Source organism: Microbacterium sp. STRO-1N (assembly GCF_057748015.1).
In genome coordinates this window covers 2,488,900-2,510,430 of sequence record NZ_CM173234.1, presented here as the reverse complement: position 1 = coordinate 2,510,430, position 21,531 = coordinate 2,488,900, and the positions used below count along the sequence as shown (strand labels likewise).

18 protein-coding genes are annotated in these 21,531 nt (G+C 68.8%); 10 read left to right on the top strand and 8 right to left on the bottom strand.

Features of this window, described 5'->3' with window-relative positions:
* The first annotated feature begins 106 nt into the window (after positions 1 to 106).
* The 3 genes from AC3ANJ_RS12170 to AC3ANJ_RS12160 are packed head-to-tail and all read left to right on the top strand — an operon-like array spanning position 107 to position 3,035.
* A complete protein-coding gene (locus tag AC3ANJ_RS12170; RefSeq protein WP_488316521.1) occupies positions 107 to 1,081 on the top strand; it encodes a glycosyltransferase in 975 nt (324 codons plus the stop codon).
* Complete coding sequence (locus tag AC3ANJ_RS12165; protein WP_488316520.1) at positions 1,078 to 2,295, top strand: lipopolysaccharide biosynthesis protein; 1,218 nt, start codon at positions 1,078 to 1,080, stop codon at positions 2,293 to 2,295. The genes AC3ANJ_RS12170 and AC3ANJ_RS12165 overlap by 4 nt, the downstream gene beginning before the upstream one ends.
* Complete coding sequence (locus AC3ANJ_RS12160) at positions 2,292 to 3,035, top strand: glycosyltransferase family 2 protein (protein ID WP_488316519.1); 744 nt, start codon at positions 2,292 to 2,294, stop codon at positions 3,033 to 3,035. The genes AC3ANJ_RS12165 and AC3ANJ_RS12160 overlap by 4 nt, the downstream gene beginning before the upstream one ends.
* Here AC3ANJ_RS12160 and AC3ANJ_RS12155 read toward each other — a convergent pair.
* The 3 genes from AC3ANJ_RS12155 to AC3ANJ_RS12145 are packed head-to-tail and all read right to left on the bottom strand — an operon-like array spanning position 3,026 to position 6,156.
* Entirely contained in the window at positions 3,026 to 4,102 is a 1,077-nt protein-coding gene (locus AC3ANJ_RS12155) for an acyltransferase family protein (RefSeq protein WP_488316518.1), read from the bottom strand. The two genes, AC3ANJ_RS12160 and AC3ANJ_RS12155, sit on opposite strands and share 10 nt — an antisense overlap.
* Positions 4,099 to 5,232: an NAD-dependent epimerase/dehydratase family protein gene (locus AC3ANJ_RS12150; RefSeq protein ID WP_488316517.1), complete on the bottom strand. Its 1,134-nt coding sequence runs from the start codon at positions 5,230 to 5,232 to the stop codon at positions 4,099 to 4,101. The genes AC3ANJ_RS12155 and AC3ANJ_RS12150 overlap by 4 nt, the downstream gene beginning before the upstream one ends.
* A gap of 42 nt (positions 5,233 to 5,274) precedes the next feature.
* Positions 5,275 to 6,156: a glycosyltransferase gene (locus AC3ANJ_RS12145; protein WP_488316516.1), complete on the bottom strand. Its 882-nt coding sequence runs from the start codon at positions 6,154 to 6,156 to the stop codon at positions 5,275 to 5,277.
* Positions 6,157 to 6,245: 89 nt separating this feature from the next.
* Between AC3ANJ_RS12145 and glf the strand changes: the two genes are divergently transcribed.
* Genes glf through AC3ANJ_RS12130 form a run of 3 tightly spaced genes read left to right on the top strand, consistent with a single transcriptional unit; the run spans position 6,246 to position 8,945 of the window.
* Complete coding sequence (gene glf / locus AC3ANJ_RS12140) at positions 6,246 to 7,382, top strand: UDP-galactopyranose mutase (RefSeq protein ID WP_488316515.1); 1,137 nt, start codon at positions 6,246 to 6,248, stop codon at positions 7,380 to 7,382.
* 10 nt (positions 7,383 to 7,392) lie between these two features.
* Complete coding sequence (locus AC3ANJ_RS12135) at positions 7,393 to 8,211, top strand: ABC transporter permease (protein ID WP_406249617.1); 819 nt, start codon at positions 7,393 to 7,395, stop codon at positions 8,209 to 8,211.
* Positions 8,211 to 8,945 carry an ABC transporter ATP-binding protein gene (locus AC3ANJ_RS12130; protein WP_406249618.1) on the top strand — a complete coding sequence of 245 codons (735 nt, stop codon included), beginning with the start codon at positions 8,211 to 8,213 and terminating at the stop codon, positions 8,943 to 8,945. Before AC3ANJ_RS12135 ends, AC3ANJ_RS12130 begins: the two co-directional genes overlap by 1 nt.
* 18 nt (positions 8,946 to 8,963) lie before the next feature.
* Here AC3ANJ_RS12130 and AC3ANJ_RS12125 read toward each other — a convergent pair whose 3' ends face one another.
* From AC3ANJ_RS12125 to AC3ANJ_RS12105, 5 genes are all read right to left on the bottom strand, one after another.
* Positions 8,964 to 9,611, bottom strand: coding sequence for a hypothetical protein (locus tag AC3ANJ_RS12125; RefSeq protein ID WP_406249619.1), 648 nt, complete (start codon positions 9,609 to 9,611; stop codon positions 8,964 to 8,966).
* Entirely contained in the window at positions 9,611 to 10,567 is a 957-nt protein-coding gene (locus AC3ANJ_RS12120; protein WP_488316514.1) for a glycosyltransferase, read from the bottom strand. Before AC3ANJ_RS12120 ends, AC3ANJ_RS12125 begins: the two co-directional genes overlap by 1 nt.
* Positions 10,564 to 12,474 carry a glycosyltransferase gene (locus AC3ANJ_RS12115; protein WP_488316513.1) on the bottom strand — a complete coding sequence of 637 codons (1,911 nt, stop codon included), beginning with the start codon at positions 12,472 to 12,474 and terminating at the stop codon, positions 10,564 to 10,566. Before AC3ANJ_RS12115 ends, AC3ANJ_RS12120 begins: the two co-directional genes overlap by 4 nt.
* Positions 12,475 to 12,599: 125 nt before the next feature.
* Positions 12,600 to 13,898 carry an O-antigen ligase family protein gene (locus AC3ANJ_RS12110; RefSeq protein ID WP_488316512.1) on the bottom strand — a complete coding sequence of 433 codons (1,299 nt, stop codon included), beginning with the start codon at positions 13,896 to 13,898 and terminating at the stop codon, positions 12,600 to 12,602.
* Positions 13,895 to 15,316, bottom strand: coding sequence for an O-antigen ligase family protein (locus tag AC3ANJ_RS12105; RefSeq protein ID WP_488316511.1), 1,422 nt, complete (start codon positions 15,314 to 15,316; stop codon positions 13,895 to 13,897). The genes AC3ANJ_RS12110 and AC3ANJ_RS12105 overlap by 4 nt, the downstream gene beginning before the upstream one ends.
* A gap of 67 nt (positions 15,317 to 15,383) precedes the next feature.
* Between AC3ANJ_RS12105 and manA the strand changes: the two genes are divergently transcribed.
* The 4 genes from manA (at position 15,384) to AC3ANJ_RS12085 (ending at position 21,519) form a co-directional block, all read left to right on the top strand.
* The gene (manA, locus tag AC3ANJ_RS12100) at positions 15,384 to 16,490 is read left to right on the top strand and encodes a mannose-6-phosphate isomerase, class I (RefSeq protein ID WP_488316510.1); all 1,107 of its coding nucleotides are present in this window, start codon (positions 15,384 to 15,386) and stop codon (positions 16,488 to 16,490) included.
* A gap of 177 nt (positions 16,491 to 16,667) precedes the next feature.
* Positions 16,668 to 16,985, top strand: a complete 318-nt coding sequence (locus tag AC3ANJ_RS12095; protein WP_406249625.1) for a WhiB family transcriptional regulator — start codon at positions 16,668 to 16,670, stop codon at positions 16,983 to 16,985.
* A 71-nt stretch (positions 16,986 to 17,056) separates the two neighbouring features.
* The gene (locus AC3ANJ_RS12090; RefSeq protein ID WP_488316509.1) at positions 17,057 to 20,146 is read left to right on the top strand and encodes a glycosyltransferase; all 3,090 of its coding nucleotides are present in this window, start codon (positions 17,057 to 17,059) and stop codon (positions 20,144 to 20,146) included.
* On the top strand, positions 20,146 to 21,519 hold the full coding sequence (locus tag AC3ANJ_RS12085; RefSeq protein WP_488316508.1) for a DUF5719 family protein: 1,374 nt from the start codon (positions 20,146 to 20,148) through the stop codon (positions 21,517 to 21,519). Before AC3ANJ_RS12090 ends, AC3ANJ_RS12085 begins: the two co-directional genes overlap by 1 nt.
* Positions 21,520 to 21,531 lie beyond the last annotated feature (12 nt).

Genomic DNA, 21,531 nt, shown 5'->3' with positions numbered 1-21,531 from the left:
AGGTGCGCGGTCGGCGTTGAGGCTAGTCTAGGTGAGCGATGCATGTGCTCTCTGGGATGACCGAACCCCGCCATCAGAGCCCTCGGCCGGGGGACGGGGTGCGTCTGTGACGGCGCGCCGGACCGTCGCCGTGTTCTCGGCGTTCGGCCCAACCGACGGCGCGGTTCAGGCCGTGGCCTCCGTGCTCGGCCAGGTCGACGAGGTCATCGTCGTCGACGACGGGTCGGGCACGGGTGCGGATGCCGCTCTGCAGCGGATCTCAGACCTGGGCGCTCGTGTAGAGCGGCTCGGCCGCAATCTCGGCATCGCGGCGGCGCTGAACCGCGGCATCGCCCTGGCGCGCGACGGCGGGGCGACGCACGTGCTCACGATGGACCAGGACTCCCATGTACCGGACGGCCTCGTCGCCGGCCTGCTCTCAGCGGCTGACGCGGCCGAGGCCGACGGCGCCCGCATCGGGGCGATCGTGCCGGAGTACTTCGCCGGCGTGCGACAGGCCAGGGGAGAGTCGCGCAACGGCTATGCGCCCGCGGCCGAGGTCATCCAGTCCGGAATGCTCATCCCCGTGACGGTGCTCGAGGACGTCGGAGCGCTGCGCGAGGACTTCTTCATCGACCTCGTCGATATCGAGTTCGAGCTGCGGCTGAAGCGGGCCGGACTGGCCGTGATCGCCGCCGACGGCGCGCGTCTCGGGCACGCGCTCGGAGCAGCCTACGAGAGGACGCTGTTCGGCCTGCCGGTGCGGGTGCCGGGGATCCCGCCGGTGCTGACGCTGAGCACGCCGTTCCGGTACTTCTACCGCGTCAGGAACCGGCTCGTGATCGATCGTGAGTACTTCCGTGCCATGCCGACGCGGATTCTGCGCGACACGCTGTTCGACGGCATCCATTTCCTCGACGTGCTCCGAGTGGCGCGGCCGAGGCGGGCCATGTGGCGGGTGTTCCGCGTCGCCGTGGTCGCGGCCGTCCGCGGGCGCATGGGCGCGATGCCGCAGGGCCTGCGCGAGATCGCAGGGACGATCCGCTGGTCGGCCGCACCGGTCGGGCGGCCGGACGCCTCGGTCGAGAGGCCGGACGCATGAGCCGCAGGCAGGTCGCCGGTCGGTTGAGCGGATTCACGATCTCGGTCATCATCGTCACGCTCGTCGGCATCGTCTCGATGCCGGTCCTGATCGACGCGCTGGGCAAGGCGACCTGGGGCAACCTTTTTGTGATCCAGAGCGTGGCGCAGTTCGGGGGCATCGTGGTCTCGTTCGGGTGGGGCGCGACGGGCGCTGCCAGCGTCGCGTCCATGATGGCCGACGAGCGCACCGGTTTCTATCGCTCGTCGCTGCGCATCCGGGCGGTGCTGTACGTCATGACCTTCCCGGTCGTCCTCATCATCCTCTTGGCGCTGCTGGGCGGCGGGATGTGGCTCGAATCCGTGCTCGGGGCTGCCGTCTATCTGCTGCCCAGCGTGGGCGCGGCGTGGTACTTCATCGGCACGGGCAGCGCGACCCGCCTGATCCGTTTCGACACCCTGCCGATCGTCGGCGGCGCAGTCCTCGGTGTCATCGGCGCCGTGGTCACGGGGGAGCTGTGGGTCTATCTCGTCGGTCAGGGTCTGGGGTACCTCGTCGGGGTCTCATCGTCCGCACTCGTCATCCTGCGCGGCGCGCCGGCGGGACCCGCCCCAGTGCCGTGGCGCGACGCCCTGATGGCGCAGCGGCATGCCGTGCTCGCGACGCTGACGAGCAGTCTCTACGTGACGCTCCCGATCGTCGCGGTGCAGATCTTCCTCCCGGCGGCCACGCCCGTCTACGGCCTCGCCCAGCAGCTGTTCCGATACGCGTCTGTCGCCTTCCAGCCCGTGCAGCAGTTCTTCCAGAGCTGGGTTCCCGAGCGCGGGGCCGACCTCGCCGCACGGTGCCGCACCGCGACATGGGCGGCCGCCGGGATCGCGACGCTCGGCGGGATCGCGATCGCCGTCCTGTCGCCGGTGCTCTCACTCCCGCTGTCGAGCTTCCAGATCCAGGTGCCATTCGCGCTGTCGATCCCGCTCGGGGTGGCCTTCATCGGGATCGGCGTCGCTGCCGTGGTGGGATACGCGTGCTTGGTCGTGCTGGGGCGGGTCTCGGCGCTCGCCGTGTCGACGCTGGTCGGCGCCCTGGTCGGCGCGCCGCTGATCCTCCTGTTCGCGGCTCTCGGCTCCCTGCCGATGGTCGCGTGGTCGGTGGCCGTATCCGAGCTGTGCGTGGCCGGCTACCAGCTTCTCGTCCTGCGTCGAGCACTGGCGGAACGGAGGATGCCGGCATGACCGGGGTGAGCGTCTGCATGGCGACCTACAACGGCGCGCGCTACCTGCGCGAGCAGCTGGACTCGATCCTCGCCGAACTCGAACCGACGGACGAGGTCGTGATCGTCGACGATGCCTCTTCGGACGGCACGGTCGCTCTGCTGGAGGCCTACGACGACTCGCGCGTGCGCGTGTTCGCCCGCGACGTCAATCGCGGCTACGTGCGCTCGTTCGAGGAGGCGCTCACGCGCGCGACCGGCGACGTCCTCATGCTCTCGGACCAGGACGACGTCTGGATCCCCGGCAGGCGTGCCCTGCTGGTCGCCGCGCTCGACGAGCGTGCCGTCGCAGCATCCAATCTCGTCCTGCTGTCCACCGGCGCACCGCTGCGGTCGCCTCTGACACGCCGCGACTGGCTGCTGCGCGCCGGCGGAGGCGCGCACCGCTGCCGCAACCAGCTCAGACTCCTGCTCGGCGACGCACCGTACTTCGGATGCGCGATGGCGATCCGTCGCGACTTCCTCCCGGTCGCGCTGCCGTTCCCCGACGGGCTGACGGAGTCGCACGATCTGTGGCTGGCCACCGTCGCGAACACCGCCGGCGAACTCGTGCACGTCGAGCAGCCGACACTGCGTCGGCGTGTGCACGGAGAGAACGCGTCGAGCGACCGCCCACGCGGCATCCTGCCGGCGCTTCGCTCCCGCCTTCTGCTGGTCCGGCTGTGGCGCGAGGCCCGGCGCCGGGTGCGCACTCAGGCCTGAGCGGCCACCATCCTCGCAGGCCGGTGCCTGGCGAGCCGCATCACCGGCCGTTCGATCACGAACCAGCTCGCCATGGCGAGCAGCGCCGTCACCGCTGTCGTGATCAGCAGATACACCAGCACGCCGAACTGCGCACCGCCGAAGATGTACACCAGCTGCTGCATGGGCCACGCATAGATGTAGAAGCCGTAGGAGATGTCGTTGCGCGCGATCCACGCGGGCTGCGGGACGACCGTCGACAGGTAGAGCAGCGCGTAGCACAGAAGGGGAGCCGCCAGGGGGCCGCCGAGCACCGGCACGAACGCCATCAGGACGGCGGCGACCGGAATCGACAGGATGCCGATGAGCGAAACCAACCCCCAGCGCTGGACCACCAGATACACGAGAGAGCCGCCGAGGAAGTACGGCAGCAACCGGGCGAGAAGGTCGAAGTCGCCGTCCAGGCCGCCGGAGAGTCCGGCGGCGGTGGCCGCACGGACGGCGACCGCGCCGGCCCACAGGACGAGCGTCAGCAGCACCGAGCGGCGGAAGATCGCGAACGCGCCGAGCACCCACACGACCAGGTAGCAGATGAACTCGAAGTACAGCGTCCACAGCGACCCGTTCCAGGCATCCGGATAGGGCAGCGTGCTCAACGACGACCCGATCGCGTAGTGATCGATGTGCAGGAACAGGTTGCCCCAGATGTACTCGAGCGGCGTGGTCGGCGTCGTCAGATAGCCGTCGAGCGTTCCGGTGGTCGCGAGCTGGGCGATCGAGCCGAACACCGCAGCTGTCAGGGCGAGGCACACGAGGAACGCGGGCATGATGCGGGCGATGCGGTGGACCAGGAAGGTCCCGGCATCCGTCCGAAGCCGGGATCGCGTGATCAGAAAGCCGCTGATGACGAAGAAGCCGATGACGGCCCAGCCGCCCAGGTTCTCGCCGTTGAAGCCGGGGGCCCAGTTCAGACCCGCCGTGTAGAACGCGTGCGCGACCAGCACGAGGAACGCCAGGATGAGCCGGAACAGGTTCAGGCTGTTGCTCCGGAACGGGAACTCCCGTGGCGTGGTCAGGTCTGCGCTCACTTCAGCAGATTCCGCTGCGCCATCTCGTCGAGCGAGCGCTGGTACGCGTCCTGCTCGATCGGCTCGGTGAGCACCCACTCGGCGAACGCCGCGACGCCGTCGCGGAAGGCGACCTGCGGGGTGAAGCCCAGCACACGGGTCATGCGCGACGTGTCGGCGATGTTGTGCCGGATGTCTCCGAGCCGGTAGTTGCCCGAGATCCGGGTGGGCACCTCGCGTCCGAGGGAGGCGAACAGCGCCGCGACGACCTCATTGACGGTCGTGCCGACGCCGGAGCCCACATTGAGGGTCTCGCCGGCCGCAGCCGCCTCGGTCGCCGCGAGGAAAGTGGCCTCCACGACATCGTCGATGTAGACGAAGTCGCGGCTCTCCTCGCCGTCCTCGAAGATGTTGATCTCCTTGCCCTGCCGGATCAGGGTGGAGAAGATCGACAGGATGCCGGTATAGGGGTTCTTCAGCGATTGACCCGGCCCGTACACGTTCTGGTACCGCACCGACACCGGTTCGACGCCGATCGTCGGGGCGACGGTCATGATCATCGCCTCCTGCATCTGCTTGGTGATGCCGTACAGGGACGAGGGGTGCAGCAGCGCCGATTCGTCGGTCGGGATGAGCTCCAGCTCGCCCTCGCCGGGGTGATGCACCTGGAAGTCGCCGGCGGCCATGTCGGCATCCGCCCGGTGCTCGGGGTACACGACGCGACCGTCGGCGGTGCGGTAGGCGCCCTCGCCGTAGATCGAGCGGGACGAGGCGATCACGATGCGCCGGACGTCGTGCTGCTCGTTGGTCAGGAGGTCGAGCAGCTTCGCGGTTCCGCCGACGTTCGTCTCGACGTAGCGGTCGATCTCGTACATCGACTGCCCTGTGCCGGTCTCGGCGGCCAGGTGGATCACGACGTTCGCGCCGTCCAGTGCACGGCGCAGGTCGTCCTTCGATGTGACGCTTCCGCGCACCACGGTCGCCGTGCCGTCCAGCGATCGCAGCAGCGGCGACGCTTCAGGGTCGTCGCCGTGCACCTGGGGGAGCAGGGAGTCCAGGACGGTCACGCGGACCCCAGCGCGCACGAATCGCTGCGCGAGACGGGTGCCGATGAAGCCGGCGCCTCCGGTGATCAGAACGTGGTCGGCCATGAGGGGAGTCTCTCCAATCGGGCCCCACCTCGCATGCTTCCGCTACAGGGCGAAGATGTGAGCCAGAGTCGACTTTAGCCCAGCGGCGTTGCCGTGCCTGAGAACTCCCGGCAGTTCGGTGATCGCGTGCAGCCTCGCCAGGATCCGCATCCGCGTCACTCTGGCGGTGCGCCTCCAGCCCTTCTCCGCCGCTTGGCGTCGAGCGGCCGCGTAATAGGTGCGCTCATCGCTGAAGCGACGACCGTCCAGCAGAGTCTTCTGCGAGGCGCTGCCGCTGTGGCGCCGGTAGGAGAACGCCAGCGTCGGCGAATAGGCGAGGGATCCGCCCTGGAACGCGATGTCGACGAGGAGCGCGAGATCCTGGATGATCGGCAGCCCGTCACGGAAGTCGACCCGACGCAGGGTGTCGGTGCGGAACGTGAGCGACGGCCAGTACAGCCAGTTGCCGCGGAGCAGGCTCGTGGCCATGTCCTGGCCCGTGAGCACCGTCTCGTCGCGGGGGGAGAGCATGCGCTGCTTGATGCGATCCGCGAGCGGCAGCACGACCGTGCCGTTCTCGTCGATGACCTGGACGCCCGGTTGGACGACGTCCACGTCGGGGTGCCGTTCGATGATGCCGGTGATGACATCCACGTAGTTCGGGTGCAGCAGGTCATCGCACCCGAGAATGGCCACGTGGCGCCCTGTCGCCCGGCGGATCGCCTCACGATAGTTCTCGGTGATCCCGAGATTCGTCTCGTTCCGGATGTAGGTGATCCGCGGGTCCGTCTCGGCTCGCAGTCGCTCGCCGACCGAGACGTCCGGGTAGCAGTCGTCGATGACTGTCAGCTCCCACTCCGGGTTGCGCTGGGCGCGGACCGAGTCGATGGCATCGAAGAGAAGGCCCGGTTCCCCCCAGTAGGGAATGAAGATCTGCAGAGTCATGGCAGGAACATCATAGGTCGCTATCCCGGAGGAGCCCCGGAAGGCGGGCGCGCAGAAGGTTCACTGCCTGGCCTGGATACGATGGTGGTATGGATCTCCTTGTCGTCGGGTCGGGTTTCTTCGGCCTCACTATTGCCGAGCGTGCTGCGAATGCTGGTCGTAAGGTCACTGTCATCGATCGTCGTCATCACATCGGTGGGAATGCGTACAGTGAGGCGGAGCCGTCGACGGGGATCGAGGTGCACCGGTATGGGGCGCATCTGTTCCACACGTCGAATGCGACGGTGTGGGAGTACGTGAACCGGTTCACGTCGTTCACGGGTTATGTGCACCGGGTGTACACGAATCACAAGAGCGTGGTGTTCCCGATGCCGGTGAATCTGGGCACGATCAATCAGTTCTTCCAGGCGGCGTATTCGCCGGCTGAGGCGCGGGCGCTGGTGCGGGAGCAGGCGGGGGAGTTCGATGTCGCGACGGCGGCGAACTTCGAGGAGAAGGGCATCGCTCTGGTGGGGCGTCCGTTGTTCGAGGCGTTCTTCCGTGATTACACGGCGAAGCAGTGGCAGACGGACCCGCACAAGCTGTCGGGGGACATCATCAGCCGGTTGCCGGTGCGGTACACGTATGACAACCGGTACTTCAATGACACGTGGGAGGGTCTGCCCACGGACGGGTACACGGCGTGGTTGGAGCGGATGGCGGATCATCCGAACATCGAGGTGCGCCTGAATGTGGACTTCTTCGACGAGTCGCAGCCGTTGAACAAGAAGGCGATGGTCGGTCAGGTTCCGATCGTGTACACCGGCCCGGTGGATCGGTATTTCGAGTACACCGAGGGGGCGTTGAGCTGGCGGACGCTGGACTTCGAGGAGGAGGTCCTCGAGATCGGTGATTTCCAGGGCACGAGTGTGATGAACTACCCGGACATGGATGTCCCGTTCACGCGGATCCACGAGTTCAAGCACTTCCACCCGGAGCGCAAGGACATCTTCGCGCAGGACCGCACCGTGATCATGCGGGAGTTCTCCCGGTTCGCCGAGCGCACCGACGAGCCGTACTACCCGGTGAACACCGCGGACGACCGTGCCGGGCTGCTCGCGTACCGTGAGCTCGCGAAGGGCGAGAAGGACGTGTACTTCGGCGGACGCCTGGGCACGTACCAGTACCTCGACATGCACATGGCCATCGGCTCCGCGCTGTCCATGTGGAACAACCAGCTCTCCTAGACTCGATACCGTGAGTCACACTGCCGTCGGGGCGCCGGGGAAGTCCCGGCGATACCTGCATTCGCTGTGGCTGCTGTCGGCCCGCGACCTCAAGGTCCGCTACTCCACCAGCTTCCTCGGCTACGTCTGGTCGGTCCTGGATCCGCTCGTCATGAGCCTGATCTACTGGTTCGTGTTCACGCAGGTCTTCCAGCGCTCGGTGGGCGACGAGCCGTACATCGTCTTCCTCATCACCGCGCTGCTGCCGTGGGTGTGGTTCAACGTCGCGGTGTCGGACTTCACTCGCGCGTTCAAGAAGGACGCCCGCCTGGTCCGCTCGACGAACATCCCGCGGTCCATCTGGATCAACAGGATCGTGCTGAGCAAGGGCATGGAGTTCCTGTTCTCCCTCCCCGTGCTCGTCGGCTTCGTCGCCGTCAACCTGATCGTCGAGACGGATCCGGCCAAAGTCGTGACGATCGGCTGGGGCATCCTCTGGTTCCCGGTCGCCGTCCTGCTGCAGATCGTGCTCCTGGTCGGACTCGGTCTGCTCATCGCCCCGCTGTGCGTCCTGTACAACGACCTCGAGCGCACGACGGCGCTGATCCTGCGTGCGCTGTTCTACGCCTCGCCGATCATCTACGGCGTCCAGGATCTGCCTGCGCCCTTCGACACGCTGGGGGCGTTCAATCCGCTCGCCGGCATCATGACCCTCTACCGCATGGCGTTCTTCCCCGACCAGTGGGAGCCGGTGGCCGTGATCGCGAGCGTCGTGATCAGCTTCGGCATCCTGATCCTCGGTGCCTGGTCGTTCCGCGGGCTCGAGCGCACCGTGCTGAAGGAGCTGTGATGGCCGCGGCGATCGAAGTGCGAGACCTGGGCGTCCGATTCCGGCGGAACCGCCGCGGACGGCGGAACTTCAAGGACATCTTCGCCGACGCCACCCGTCGGTCGCGTCCCGGCGAGTTCTGGGCGCTGCGCAACGTCTCGTTCGACGTGCAGCCGGGAGAGTCGATCGGCGTCGTCGGCCGCAACGGCCAGGGCAAGTCCACGCTCCTGCGTCTGGTCGCCGGCGTCCTGCTGCCTGACGAGGGCGACGTCCGCGTGAACGGCGGGGTCGCGCCGCTGATCGAGCTCACCGGCGGTTTCGTCAACGATCTCAGCGTGCGCGAGAACGTGCGGATGATGGCCGGGCTGCATGGCATGTCCCGCGCCGAGATCGCCCGCCGCTACGACGGGATCATCGAGTTCGCGGAGCTCGAGGGCTTCGAGGAGACTCCGTACAAGCACCTGTCCAGCGGGATGAAGGTGCGCCTCGCGTTCTCCGTCGTGTCGCAGCTCGACGAGCCGATCCTGCTCGTCGACGAGGTGCTCGCCGTGGGCGACAAGGGCTTCCGGGAGAAGTGCTACGGCCGCATCGACGAACTGCTCGCCGAGGGCCGGACCATGTTCTTCGTGAGTCACAACGAACGAGATCTGCGTCGGTTCTGCACCCGCGGGCTGTACCTCGACCGCGGCGGGCTCGTGCTGGACGGTCCGCTCGAAGACGTGCTGGACCGCTACAACGCCGACCTCGGACTCTGAGCCTGCCGAAGAGCCTGTTCAGAGCCCGACGATATCCCGCAACGTCTGCAGCGTGGACGCCGCGGTGCTCTGCGCCCCTGCGACATCGGAGCCGCTCCGGTACGCGTTCTGCAGATTGTCCAGGGCGGTGAGGTAGTTCGACACCCCGCTGGACCAGTCAGCGGAGATCGAGCTCGGTGCCGGCGTGTCCGAGAGCACTTCGGCATCCGCGCGGAGGAAGCCGATGTCGGTGGCCGCCTGCTCGCCACCAGCCTCGGCGGCGTACTGCAGACCCGTCACGCCGTCGTCGAGTCGCGGCTGCACCTGAGCGGCGAAGTCGTCGACATCCGGATCGGGAACCGGGGGAGCGGGCTCCTCCGGTTCTGCGGTGGGCGTCGGCGTCGGAGTGGGCGTCGGTGTCGGAGTCGCCGTGGGAGTCGGCGTCGGCGTATCCGACGCCGTTGGGCTCGGGCTCGGCGTCGCCGATTCGGACGGCGTCGGCGACGGCGTCTCGTCGGCCTGGAAGCCGCTCGGAAGCACGAACACCAGGAACACCACGGCGATCGCGAGGGCGATGCCGGCGAGGGCGGAGATGAGCCAGATCTTTCCGCTGCTGTTCTTCTTCGGCGGGAAGTACCAGACGGCCTCCTGCTGAGGGGCGTCTCCTGGCTGCGGGTCGTTCGTCATCACGCCTCCAGCGGGGGCATCGGCTTCCAGCTCCGGTCACGGCCGAGCCTGCCGCCGTCTCGGATGCCGCGGAAGAGGTTGCTCGTGCCGCGAACGGTGCGTTCGACGAAGACGAGCCGGATCAGTTCCTTGAAGAATGTCGCTGTCGTACCCAGCCCGAACAGCACGGGGTTGTACACGCCGTTCACGCGGTAGTACTGCTTGATGAAGGCGCGGTTGCGCATGATGTAGTACCGGTAGGCATTGCTGGACGCGTTCAGGTGCCGCACGCCCATGTCCCACTGCCGGATCTCGCGCGTGCGTCGCAGGACGAACTCATCCACGATCACGGCGGTCGTCCTGCGCGAGGCGAGCCAGCCGTAGGTCTGGTCGTCCCAGTAGATGAAGAAGCGAGGGTCGGGCAGGCCGATCTGCTGGACGATCGAGCGGTGGATGAACATGCCTTCGAAGCATCCGCTGTTCATCTCCTTGAAGCCGGATGCGTCGAAGCCGGCCGGGGCGAAGGGGATCGGGATGCCCATCCGCTCCGCGATCTTGTACTGCCAGTAGAACTCGCTGCCGTCGTAGTCGTAGCGGCGGCCCTGGATGCTCTTGAACCTCGGTGTCCAGGCGCCCATGCGCGCGAGGCCGTCCTGGACGACCTCGACGTCGTCATCCATCATCCAGACCCATTCGGAACCCAGCTCGTACGCCGTGCGCATGCCCTCGCTGAAGCCCCCGGAACCGCCGGTGTTCTCATCCAGGCGGCGGTACACGATCTCGGTGCCGATCGTCGATCGGAAGGACTCGACCACCTCGGTGGTGTCATCCGACGACGCGTTGTCGATGACGACGACGTGCCCCGGCTTCGGGTCCATGCGGGAGATGCTGGTCAGCAATCCGGTCAGCAGATGGGAGCGGTTGAAGGTGACGATGACGATCGTCGCCGAGGCCGGATCGAACATGGCGGAGGTCATGCCTTCTCCTCGAAGGTCTGCTGCCAGGAGGCGTCGGACACCAGGTCAGGAAGGGCCTCGCGGTACTGCTGCTGCAGTTCGGGCCAGCGGCGCTGCAGCTGGGAGTGCAGGCGCATGGTCTCGCGCAGCATGCTGCGGAATCGGGCGCGATCGCGCGTGTAGATGTTCTTGCCGGAGCCATCGGCCGCGCTGACGAGCGCGCTGTCGAAGTGCGGCAGACGCCACCAGTGCGCATCGCCCTTGCCGAACTCCACCTCGGGCTGCGCCACGTTCGCCGGGTCCGGGCGGTGCAGCCAGTGCGAGACGAGCGTCGACAGCGTGAACCAGCGCAGCTTCAGGCCGGTCGGGCTGTCGAACTCGTTCTTCTTGAGCTGCTTGTACACCTGGCGGCCATGGCGCGAGTGCAGGACGGTGGTGGGATCCCGGTGCACGATCGTCTCCGGGTACTCCGCGGCCAGCGCGCGGGCGGCAGGCATCGCCGTCGCCAGATTGCCGCGCATGTGGTCGGGCCCCGACAGCACGTCGCGCAGCGCCTGGGCGCGCAACGCGACGGGGTAGTACTGCATCATCATCAGGTGCTTGAGGTCGACGCGACGACTGTGACGGATCAGTCGCCCGCCGCGCGCGACTCCGGAGTGCAGGAGAGCTGCGACGATGCGGTTGCGCGCGTGGAAGTACGCCTGCCAGTCGATCGAATCGTCCTTGTTGATCCAGGACACATGCCACAGGGCGACACCGGGCATCGACACGGTCGGGAAGCCGGCCTCACCGGCGCGGAGGCAGAACTCCGCGTCGTCCCACTTGATGAACGCCGGCAGCGACAGGCCGACCTCGCGGATCGCGTCCAGCGGGATCAGGCACATCCACCAGCCGTTGTAGTCGGCATCCATGCGCATGTGCAGCAGCGGCGTCTGACGCAGGTTGGCGGCACCGAAGTCGTGCGGCATCTCCTCCTGGTAGAGGTTGCGCCACATGAAGGGCACCTCGTCGACGACCTCGGCCCAGCCGTGCAGCTTGGGGCGGTCGAGCAGATCGAACATGTGCCCGCCGACGAGGACGGGGTTGGTCGCGTAGCGCGCGAACATGATCGAGCGCCGCAGCGACTCCGGCTCGATGCGGACGTCGTCGTCGAGCAGCTGGACGAAGTCGCTCTCCGGGCGCTGCAGGGTCTCGTGCATCGCCCTGGCGAATCCGCCGGAGCCGCCGAGGTTGGGCTGACGGATGATGTCGAGCGTGTCGCCGAGGCGCTCGGCGACCTCCCCGTACCCGGCCTCCTCAGCGACGAGCTGTGTGCCCTGGTCGATCAGGAAGATGCGGTCGACGAGCTCGAGAACCTCGGGGGCGTCGGCCAGTGCGGTGAGCGTCGAGACGCAGTAGTCCGGCTTGTTGTACGTCGTGATGCCGATCGAGGCCTTGCCCGTGCGCGTCGGCTCCTGCTCGGTCGTCCATTCGGCGCCCTCGAGCACGGCGTGCTTCTCGTCGGCGACCACGTCGAACCAGATCCATCCGCCGTCGCTGAACTGCGTGAGCGAGAGGTCGAAGCTGCTGGTGGCGTCGCCGGTGACCTCCTGCGTCGCGACGCGCTGCTGGACGCCGGCGCCGTTCGAGCGATAGACGAGGATGGTCGCCGGTCCGCTGGTGTGCACGGTGAGGCGCACTTCGCGAACGCTCGTCCAGTGCTGCCAATAGGACGCAGGGAAGGCGTTGAAGTAGGTGCCGAGAGAGACGCGTCGGCCGGCGACGATGCGTGCGCGGTTGCGCCCGAGGATGTTGCCCAGGTGCGCGCGCGAGGAGACTCGCACGGCTTCGCCCTCGATGGTCGACCACGTCTCAGGGTCGGCGTACAGCGGCAGCAGGTCGGGGTCACGATCGAGCGGGAAGACGACGTTCTGCAGGACGTGGGTCACGTGATGATCTCTCCGGGTGGGGCGACGCGCGCCGACGTGGCATGCCGACGGGCGGCTCAGGCGAGCAGAGACAGCCTACCTGCCCGATCTTGGGATCCCCGGAGCCGTGGCGGGGCTCAGCCGGATCAGCGCTGCGGGGGGAGCGTGGGGATGGCACCCGTCTGCGCCGCGTCGATGTTCTCCCGCCAGGACCGGGACTGTCCGGCCCGCAGCGCGCACAGCACGAGCATGAACCAGCCGAGATCCGACAGCGTGAAGCTCTCGAACATCGAGTCGATCGCCAGCGTCACCAGGATCAGCGGCGTCCACGCGTACACGACCGACCGGCGCGAGCTGGCGACCAGCCAGGACCGGACCAGTGCCACACCGCCCAGCAGCAGGAACAGGACGAGACCTGCGGCGCCGAGTTGCAGCAGGACGTCGAAGTACGCGTTCAGGGCGGTCGCGTGCTGCTGATCGAGCACATAGTTCAGAGAGTTGAACGGGTACTCGCCGCGCTGCCACGGGCCGAACCACCCCCATCCCTGCATCGGCTTGATCGCGACGAAGTCGAGGATCCGGTTCCACAGATCGGCGCGCATCGAGAAGTCCGATCCAGCGCCGAGCCAGGCGATGATGGGATGCCGCAGCAGGAACGCGACGGCCAGCGCCGCGATCGCGAGCCCCGCGAGCACCCACTGGACCACGGCTCGATGCGCGTGCGCCGTGTGCCGGACGATCGTGAGAGCCGCCGTGGCCACGCCGACGCCCGCCGCGAGCACGAGCACGGTCGGCGATGCCGACAGCAGGGCGAGGAAGCCGGCGAGTGCGATCGACGGCACGGCGACGGGGGAGGTCACGGACTGGGTGCGCCACTCGATCACGAAGGTGATGAGGGCGAGCACGGCGACGAAGCCGAGCATGTTGCGGGTGCCGAAGATGCCCTGGATCGGTCCGCCGGAGGCGAGGGCTCCTTCGATGTCGAGGAACGTGATCGGGAGGTCGAGCAGGATTCCCGAGAGGATCTCGATCCCCAGCGAGATCGAGAGCAGCACCCGCAGGGTGTCGCCGATCGCCCGCACCGTCTGCAGGGTGTCACGGATGTGGCCGATCGTGATCGCGAGCACCGCGTAGCCGAGCAGCGACAGCCAGGCGAACACGGTGTCGCCGCGGTCGGTCGTCCAGATCACGCTGATCAGAGCCAGGGCGAGGAACGCGAGCAGCGAAGAGGGCGCCAGCCGCAGCAGCGACAGCTCCTCCCGGCGCACGATGAGGATCGCCACCCCGATCGCGCACAGGACGAAGATGATCGCCGCCAGAGTCACGGTCGACGTCATCCGCTCGATCGCGAACGAGCCGAAGACCGCCATCAGGGCCGTGAGCGTGAACGCCCTGGCCATCTCGACGGAACCGAGCAGACGCGCCAGGTGCAGGCGCGCGCTCATGGCACCCGCCGCGCGCCGCGGCCGCGCTCGGTGATCCTGACCTGTTCGCTGAGGCCGACGCCCACCAGTGGCACGGACTTCATCTTGAACGACAGCATCACCAGCAGCAGCCATCCCCACAGCATGATCGGCGTGGATTCGCTCAGCCCCTGCACGAGCAGCACGGTCGTGTACAGGATCGGCAGCAGGGTGACGGGCGAGAACGGACGGTCGGCGCGCAGATCCCAGCGCGGCCGATCGACGGCGAAGAACCAGGAGCGCCAGAGGAGAGCGCCGTACGCCACCGCCATCAGCACGAGACCGACGATGCCGAGCTGGAACAGCACGTCGATCCACATGTTGTGGGCGTGGAACACCGTGATGCCGTGGTCGACGATCCAGCCGTCGAAGGCCGGGTCCGTCGGCACCCACGGGCTGGAGAACCCGAGTCCGATCACCGGGCTCTCGGCGGCCTTGTCGAGCACCACGGCCCAGATCTTGTCGCTGCGCCCGGTGAGATCGGCCGACCGCCCCAGCATCGCGAGGATCGGCCGGTACAGCAGTAGGGCCGCGACGACGATCACCACGAGGATGCCGAGGCACCAGGCGTACACCTTCGCACGTCCGCGCGGGGTGCTGGTGCGACGGATCAGCAGGGCGATGAGGAGCACCGCCGCGGCCGCGAAGGCGCAGATCCAGGCGGTGGCTGACGAGGCGCGCACGAAGAAGAACGCCGCCAGCAGCATCCACAGCCCCAGCGTGGTCCGCCAGCGCGCACCGAGCGAGAAGCGGATGCCGAAGGCGATGATCGCGAACAGGGAGAGGAAGGCGAGAAGGTTCGCGTTGCCCACGATGCCCTGCAGGCGACCGCCGTCGAAGAGGTTGTCGCGGACCCAGTACAGCTGCGGATCGATCTTGCCACCGGGCAGAACGACGAAGTTGGGCAGGATCGGCCCGTGCACGACGAGCGAAGCCCACAGCTCGATCGCCAGCGACAGCCCGAGGATCCACTTGAACGCGGATGCGAGCGCGCGGAGGATCTCCTGCCAGCTCAGGGCGTGCGCGACGAACAGGGCGTTCACCGTCACTGCGGCCAGAAGCACCCACGTGATCAGCGTCGGCACACGCCAGCCGGACCAGGCCACCGACAGCAGCGCGAACGCGGTGTAGGCGAGCGCCGCCCACGGCAGTCGACGCCACAGGAAGGGCGCCGGCTCCGAGCGCGCCAGCATCGGGATGCCGATCGCGAGCGTCGAGAGTGTGAGCACGACGATGACGACGCCGGCACCGATCGGGCCGACCAGGTTGTACACGGCGGAGTGCGCGAACGTCGCGATCAGCACGAGGGCGATGTAACCGCGCAACAGCAGATGCCCCGTCGACTCGCGCTCCGGCGCGGTGGGCGGGGCTGCCACGGGATGCTTCGTGTACTGCGCCATCGGGATTCAGGCTACCGCGCGCGCTCGGGCATCCGCTGTGCCGCGCGCGTGGCTCTACGCTGGTGGCATGCTGTTGAGTCTCTCGAACGTGCCTCGCGACTACGCGTGGGGATCGACCACTCTCATCGCCGAGTTGGAGGGCCGCTCGCCCTCCGGCGCTCCGGAGGCCGAAGTCTGGTTCGGCGACCACCCTGGCGACCCGGCCGACGTCGCAGACGGCGGCACGCTGGACGCCGTCACCGGAGGGTCTCTGCCGTATCTGCTGAAGATCCTCGCGGCCGGTGGCCCGCTGTCGATCCAGGTGCACCCGACCATCGCGCAGGCAGAGGACGGCTGGGCCAGGGAAGCCGGTCTCGACGCGGACGATCCGGCCCGCAACTACCGCGACGACAACCACAAGCCCGAACTCATCGTCGCCCTCAGCGAGCGGTTCGAGGCCCTGGGCGGCCTGCGGCCGGTCGCCGACACCCTGCGTCTGCTCGATTCGCTCGGCGACGGCGCGGGCGTGCGCGCGCTGCGCGCGCACCTGACGGGGGAGGGCGGAGTGCGGAACGCGATCGCGTGGCTGCTGTCCGGGGACGCTACCGCGGAGGTCGCCGAGATCTCCGCGGCGCTCGCCGCGGCATCCGACCCGGAGTTCGACGACGCGCTGCGCGCGATCCGCGTCGTGTCCGAGCGATACCCCGCCGACCCCGGCGTCGTCGTCGCCCTGCTGATGAACCACATCGTGCTGCGGCGGGGCGAGGGGATCTTCCTGCGTGCCGGCCTGCTGCACGCCTACCTCTCCGGCCTCGGGGTCGAGATCATGGCCGCCAGCGACAACGTCCTGCGCGGCGGACTCACCCCCAAGCACATCGACGTCCCCGAGCTGCTGAGCGTGCTGGATCCGACCCCGGCGATCGTGCCGGTCCTCGCGCCCAGCGACGCGCCCGTGACGTCGTACCCCGTCGACGTCGACGACTTCGCGCTGCGTCGCGTGACGCTCGCGGGGGAACCCGTGAGCGTCGAGGTGGAGTCGCCCGCCATGATCCTCGCCACGTCAGGATCGGTCACGGTGTCCGGTGCGGATGCCGAGGAGCACCCCGTCGAGGTCGGCACCGCGCTGTTCGCCTCCGACGAGACCGCCCTCACGCTCTCGGGTACGGGCGAGGCCTTCATCGCGCAGCCCGGCTGAGCCGAGCTGCGCGCATCCGGTCTCGACACGCCCGGCGCGACACGCCGATGAGCGTTCAAGAACCTTCAAGACCCGCTTGAGGGTTTATTCTCCGCGACTTGACCGGGGCGAATGACACGGGTGTAATTAGTTGAGCAAGGCCCGGTGGGGGGCAACTGACAGGGCAAGGAGAGCGACATGACGGGTTACCGTTCCGACGTTCCCGAGAACTGGTTCGTCGATCCAGTCAACCTCGGCGTTCCCGGGGTCAGGCGCATCGACGCCGAAGAAGAGAACACGCTCGCGTGGCAGACCGATGCACTGTGCGCGCAGACGGACCCGGAGGCGTTCTTCCCCGAGAAGGGCGGATCGACCCGCGACGCCAAGCGCATCTGCACGTCGTGCGATGTCCGCGGCGAGTGCCTCGAGTACGCCCTGAGCAACGACGAGCGCTTCGGCATCTGGGGCGGTCTCTCCGAGCGCGAGCGCCGCAAGCTCAAGCGCCGCGCCAGCTGAGTCATAGCTTCGCAGGCGCGCCGGTCGCGGTCAGGGCGACAGCGTCGCCAGGCGCTTAGGCTGGCCAGGCCATGCCAGCCCGACTTCATGCCGTCATCGTCGCGCGATCCGGCGCGACCGCCCGCGCGCAGTTGCTTCGAACGATCGATGCGCTCGCCGCCCAGACCCGTCGCCCTGACGCGGTCACTCTCGTCGTATGCGGTGATGTCACGACCGCCAGAGAGAGCCCTGCGGTCGCTGCGATCGCGGACGCCATCATCGAGGCGCGCCAGACGACATCCTTCGCGGATGCGGTCGCGCTCGCTGTGGCGCGGGTTCCCGATGACAGCGCGCTGTGGCTGCTCACGCACGACAGTGCTCCGGCGCCGCGTGCGCTTGCCCAGCTCGCCGGTGCACTCGAACGGTCGCCTTCCGCGGCGATCGCCGCTCCGAAGCTGATCCGTCAGGACGACGACCGAGAGATCGTGTCGTTCGGCGTGACGATGACGACGTTCGGTCGCTCGGTGGAACTGGCCGCGCATGAGCTCGACCAGGGCCAGCACGATGGTGCCGATGAAGCGCTGGGCGCCGACATCCGCGGCATCCTGATCCGCGCCGAGGTCCGCGAGCACCTGGCGATCGACGATGCGCTCGCCGGAGCCGACGAAGGGCTCGACCTCGGCGTCCGCGCCAGACTCGGAGGCGGCCGCGTCGTGCTGACCGCCGATGCGCGCATCCGTGTCGAACCGGATGGTCCCGCTGCACTGCCGCAGCGCCCGTCGCAGCGCGCCTACGTCACGCGACTGGCCCAACTGCACCGTCGCCTCGCATATGCGCCAGCGCCCGTCGTGCCGTTGCACTGGCTCTCGTTCCTGCCTCTCGCGCTGTGGCGCACGATCATGCACCTCGTCGGCAAGCGCCCGGCCGCGGTGCTTCCGGAGTGGGCGGCGGCTGCGACCGCGATGGTGCGCTTCGGCGCCGTGACCAGAGCGCGCGGCAGGATCCGTGCGTTCCGCTCGGCGGGCTGGTCGAGCATCGCACCGCTGCGCGTGACCGGATCGCAGCTGCGCAACCGCCTCGATGACGGCCACGGCAGTGAACGCGGTGCCGTCAGCGAACTGCGCTTCTTCTCCGGAGGCGGCGCCTGGGCCGTGCTGGCCGCTGCGATCGTCAGCGTCGCGGCGTTCACGTCGCTTCTCGCGTGGCAGAACGTCTCCGGCGGTGGACTGCTTCCGATGCGCGACACGTTCGTCGGTCTCTGGGAGGATGCGGCGTGGGGCCTGCGCGGCCTCGGCGTCGCGGTGACCGGTCCTGCCGATCCGTTCGCCGCCGTGCTGGCGATCCTCGGGACGCTGTGGCCGGCCGGACCGTCGTTCTCCCTCGTCCTGCTGTGGCTGCTCGCCCTCCCGCTCGCGGTGCTGGGCGGGTGGTTCGCGGCCACTCGCGTGACCGATCGCTCGGGGCTGCGCATCTTCGTCGGAGTCGCGTGGGCGCTGGCGCCGACGTTCCTCACCGCGCTCATCGAGGGCCGCCCGGCCGCGGTGATCGTTCACCTGCTGCTGCCGTGGCTCTTCCACGCCGCCGCCGTCGCGCATCGATCGTGGGGCGCCGCGGGCGCAGCCTCGATCCTGCTGGTCGGCGTCGTCGCATCGTCTCCGTCGCTCGCGCCGGCGCTGACCGTGCTCTGGGCGATCGCGCTCATCATCGTGCTGGCGCAGCGCCGGTTGGGCGGCGCAGTGCGCATCGTGTGGCTGCTGATCCCGACGCTCGCGATGTTCCTGCCCCTCGCGCTGCGGCGCCTCGCGGACGGCGATGCACTGGCGATCTTCGCCGACCCCGGGTTCATCTGGCAGTCCGCGCAGGCTCAGGCGGATGCCGCGGGGCGGATGCTGCTCGCGACCGGATTCCCGACCGCCGACCTCGCCGGGTGGGCGCTGATCCTCGACCCGGCGGTCGCCGCGTGGGCGCCTCTGCTGCTCGCCCCGCTGACGCTGCTGGCACTGGCATCCGCACTCGCGCCGCGCTGGCGCGCGGGCCTCGTGCTTCTGGCGGTGGCCGTCCTCGGCCTGGCGACCGCGATGCTCGTCGCCGGCATCGCGATCAGCTTCGCCCAGGGCGTGCCCGTCGCGATCTGGCCAGGCGCCGCACTGAGCCTGGCGTGGATCGGTGTGGTCGGCGCGGCGGCCGTCGCCCTCGACACGCTGATCGCGCTGCCGCGACTGCGGACGATCGCCGCCGTGGTCGCCGGCCTCGCGCTGGCCGTCGCCGCCGTGCCGGCGCTGACCGCCGTGCATGCCGGACGCAGCGTGCTCGTGGAGGGCTCGGGGAGCACGCTTCCCGCGCTGATCGCCGCCAACGCCCGTGGCGATCGGGATCTCGGCACGCTCGTCATCACGCCCCTAGGGGAGGACAGCGCCGCCACCCGCGTGGTGTGGGGCGCCAGCGAGACACTCGGCGCGCAGACCACTCTTCTCAGCACGGCGACCGAGGTGCAGGGCACCGACGTGAGCGCCCTCGCCGTGGATCTCGTCTCCACGCGCGACTTCGACGCCGCAGCCGAGCTGGCGGATCTGGGCATCGACTTCGTCCTGCTGGACGAGCTGCCGGCCGGAGCGGATGACGGCGCCGAGGGTTTCCGGTTGGATGCCGTGATCGCACTGGATCAGCGCACCGGATTCGTCCGCGGCGGCGACGTGACCGGCATCGGCGTGCTCTGGAGGCTGGAGCAGTCCGGAGCCGACGGCGCCGCGAGGGCCGACCAGGCCGGCGACGATCAGGGAGTCTCACGATCGGTGATGACGCTCCAGCTCGTCGTCGTGCTCGCAGCGCTGCTGCTCGCCGTACCCACGCGAGCATCGCGTCGTGCGTCCAGGGCGATCTCGCGCGTGGTCGGCAAGGCACCGGAGGAGCCCCTGACGCCCGTGCGGCGCCATGGCGGCGATGCTGCGCACGAGGAGGCGGATGCCGCGATGGATGAGCACCCGGACGGAAGCGCCGAAGTGACGCGAAGCGCAGACGAGACGCGGGCGGACGACGCGTCGGACGGTGCGGATGCCGCGGTGCCGGAACGCTCCGACGAGCTCGCACCGGACCCGGCCAAGGAGCAGGGGACACCAGAGTCGGAGGCGGCGGAGCCTGATCCCGCGTCCGGGGCCGATGAGAAGCGCGAGGAGGACCGCTGATGGCCACGAGCAGGAAGGCGATCACGGTCGTCGCAACGGGTGCCCGACTGCTGGTCGGGGCCCTCGTCGCGGTCGGCTGCGTCGCCGGCGTCGCAGCCGCGATCGTGGCGCCGTGGCCCGCGGTCGAGCACACCGCTGCGTCCAGTCATGTCACGACGGTGCCCGGCGACCCGCTTCTCGTGTGCACAGGGCCGTTCCGTGCGCTGGGACGCGATTCCCAGAGCGCCGATCAGATGCAGTCGGCCGGCGATGCGCAGATCACGGTCGACGGTGAGCCGACCGCACCCGAGCAGAGCACTATCGCCACCCCGGATCTCGTCGGCGGTGTCGGCGCATCCGTGTTCACCGGATCCGTCGAGGGCCGCGAGAGCGCGGAGATCGCGGCATCCGAATCGATCGCCCTTGCGGAAGAGGATCTGACCGGTCTCGCCGCGGCGTCGTGCGCGCCGGCGACCACCCAGTCCTGGATCGTGGGCGGATCGGTCGAGACCGGCGCCAACGATGTGCTGGTGCTGTCCAATCCAGGGTCCGTACCAGCCACCGTGACGCTGGAGGTCTACGGCGGGTCCCTCAACCCGACCACGAGGGTGATCCCCGCCGCCACGCAGATCGCGCTCCCGTTCGCGTCCATCGCCGCGGATGCCGAGGATCCCGTCGTGCGGATCACAGCGGAGGGCGCCCCCGTGCGCGCCGTCCTGCAATCGGCGCTGACGCGCACGCTCGACCCGGCCGGCGCCGACCTGCAGGGCACGGCGATGGAGGCATCCGACATCCTGCGCTTCGCCGGCGTCCAGGTCGTCGCCCCGACCGAGGGGACCGCGACCGACGCCGTGCGGCTGCTGTCCATCGACGCCGACACCGTCGCGCAGGTCGTCGTGCGGGATGAGGCAGGCGACGTGGCTTCGGAGTTCACGGTCCCGCTCACGGCCGCGACACCGCTCGACGTCGCCCTCGCCGACCTCGAACTCGGCACGTACAGCGTCGAAGTGACGGCGGAGACCCCGCTGGTCGGCGCGATCTGGCAGAGCGAGGGAACCGGGCCCGGGATGGACTTCGCGTGGATGACGCCGGCGTCGACGCTGGCCGAGGCGCTGTTCGCGGTACCGGCCGGGCCGTCGCCGAAACTGCACCTCGTCAACAGCACCGATCAGAACGTCACCGTGCAGCTCTCCGCGGTCGGGGGAGCGTCACGCGACGTCACCGTGCAGGCCGGTTCGTCCGAAGCGCTCGTCGTGCGCGATGACACCGTCTACCGGCTGGTCGCGGACGGAGATCTCACCGCGGCTGTGACGATGGCGGCCGCAGGACGACTCGCGGGTTGGCCTGTGGTGTCGGGAGTGAGCGCCGATCGGGAGATCACGGTCTACCCGTAGCTCCCACGAGCG

What these genes read in the sequence shown, in the direction of transcription:
- AC3ANJ_RS12085 (WP_488316508.1), top strand. Translation starts at nt 20,146, where the DNA reads ATGGCCACGAGCAGGAAGGCGATCACGGTCGTCGCAACGGGTGCCCGA.
- AC3ANJ_RS12090 (WP_488316509.1), top strand. Translation starts at nt 17,057, where the DNA reads ATGCCAGCCCGACTTCATGCCGTCATCGTCGCGCGATCCGGCGCGACC.
- AC3ANJ_RS12095 (WP_406249625.1), top strand. Translation starts at nt 16,668, where the DNA reads ATGACGGGTTACCGTTCCGACGTTCCCGAGAACTGGTTCGTCGATCCA.
- AC3ANJ_RS12130 (WP_406249618.1), top strand. Translation starts at nt 8,211, where the DNA reads ATGGCCGCGGCGATCGAAGTGCGAGACCTGGGCGTCCGATTCCGGCGG.
- AC3ANJ_RS12165 (WP_488316520.1), top strand. Translation starts at nt 1,078, where the DNA reads ATGAGCCGCAGGCAGGTCGCCGGTCGGTTGAGCGGATTCACGATCTCG.
- AC3ANJ_RS12145 (WP_488316516.1), bottom strand. Translation starts at nt 6,156, where the DNA reads ATGACTCTGCAGATCTTCATTCCCTACTGGGGGGAACCGGGCCTTCTC.
- AC3ANJ_RS12105 (WP_488316511.1), bottom strand. Translation starts at nt 15,316, where the DNA reads ATGGCGCAGTACACGAAGCATCCCGTGGCAGCCCCGCCCACCGCGCCG.
- manA (WP_488316510.1), top strand. Translation starts at nt 15,384, where the DNA reads ATGCTGTTGAGTCTCTCGAACGTGCCTCGCGACTACGCGTGGGGATCG.
- AC3ANJ_RS12110 (WP_488316512.1), bottom strand. Translation starts at nt 13,898, where the DNA reads ATGAGCGCGCGCCTGCACCTGGCGCGTCTGCTCGGTTCCGTCGAGATG.
- glf (WP_488316515.1), top strand. Translation starts at nt 6,246, where the DNA reads ATGGATCTCCTTGTCGTCGGGTCGGGTTTCTTCGGCCTCACTATTGCC.
- AC3ANJ_RS12125 (WP_406249619.1), bottom strand. Translation starts at nt 9,611, where the DNA reads ATGACGAACGACCCGCAGCCAGGAGACGCCCCTCAGCAGGAGGCCGTC.
- AC3ANJ_RS12120 (WP_488316514.1), bottom strand. Translation starts at nt 10,567, where the DNA reads ATGACCTCCGCCATGTTCGATCCGGCCTCGGCGACGATCGTCATCGTC.
- AC3ANJ_RS12160 (WP_488316519.1), top strand. Translation starts at nt 2,292, where the DNA reads ATGACCGGGGTGAGCGTCTGCATGGCGACCTACAACGGCGCGCGCTAC.
- AC3ANJ_RS12150 (WP_488316517.1), bottom strand. Translation starts at nt 5,232, where the DNA reads ATGGCCGACCACGTTCTGATCACCGGAGGCGCCGGCTTCATCGGCACC.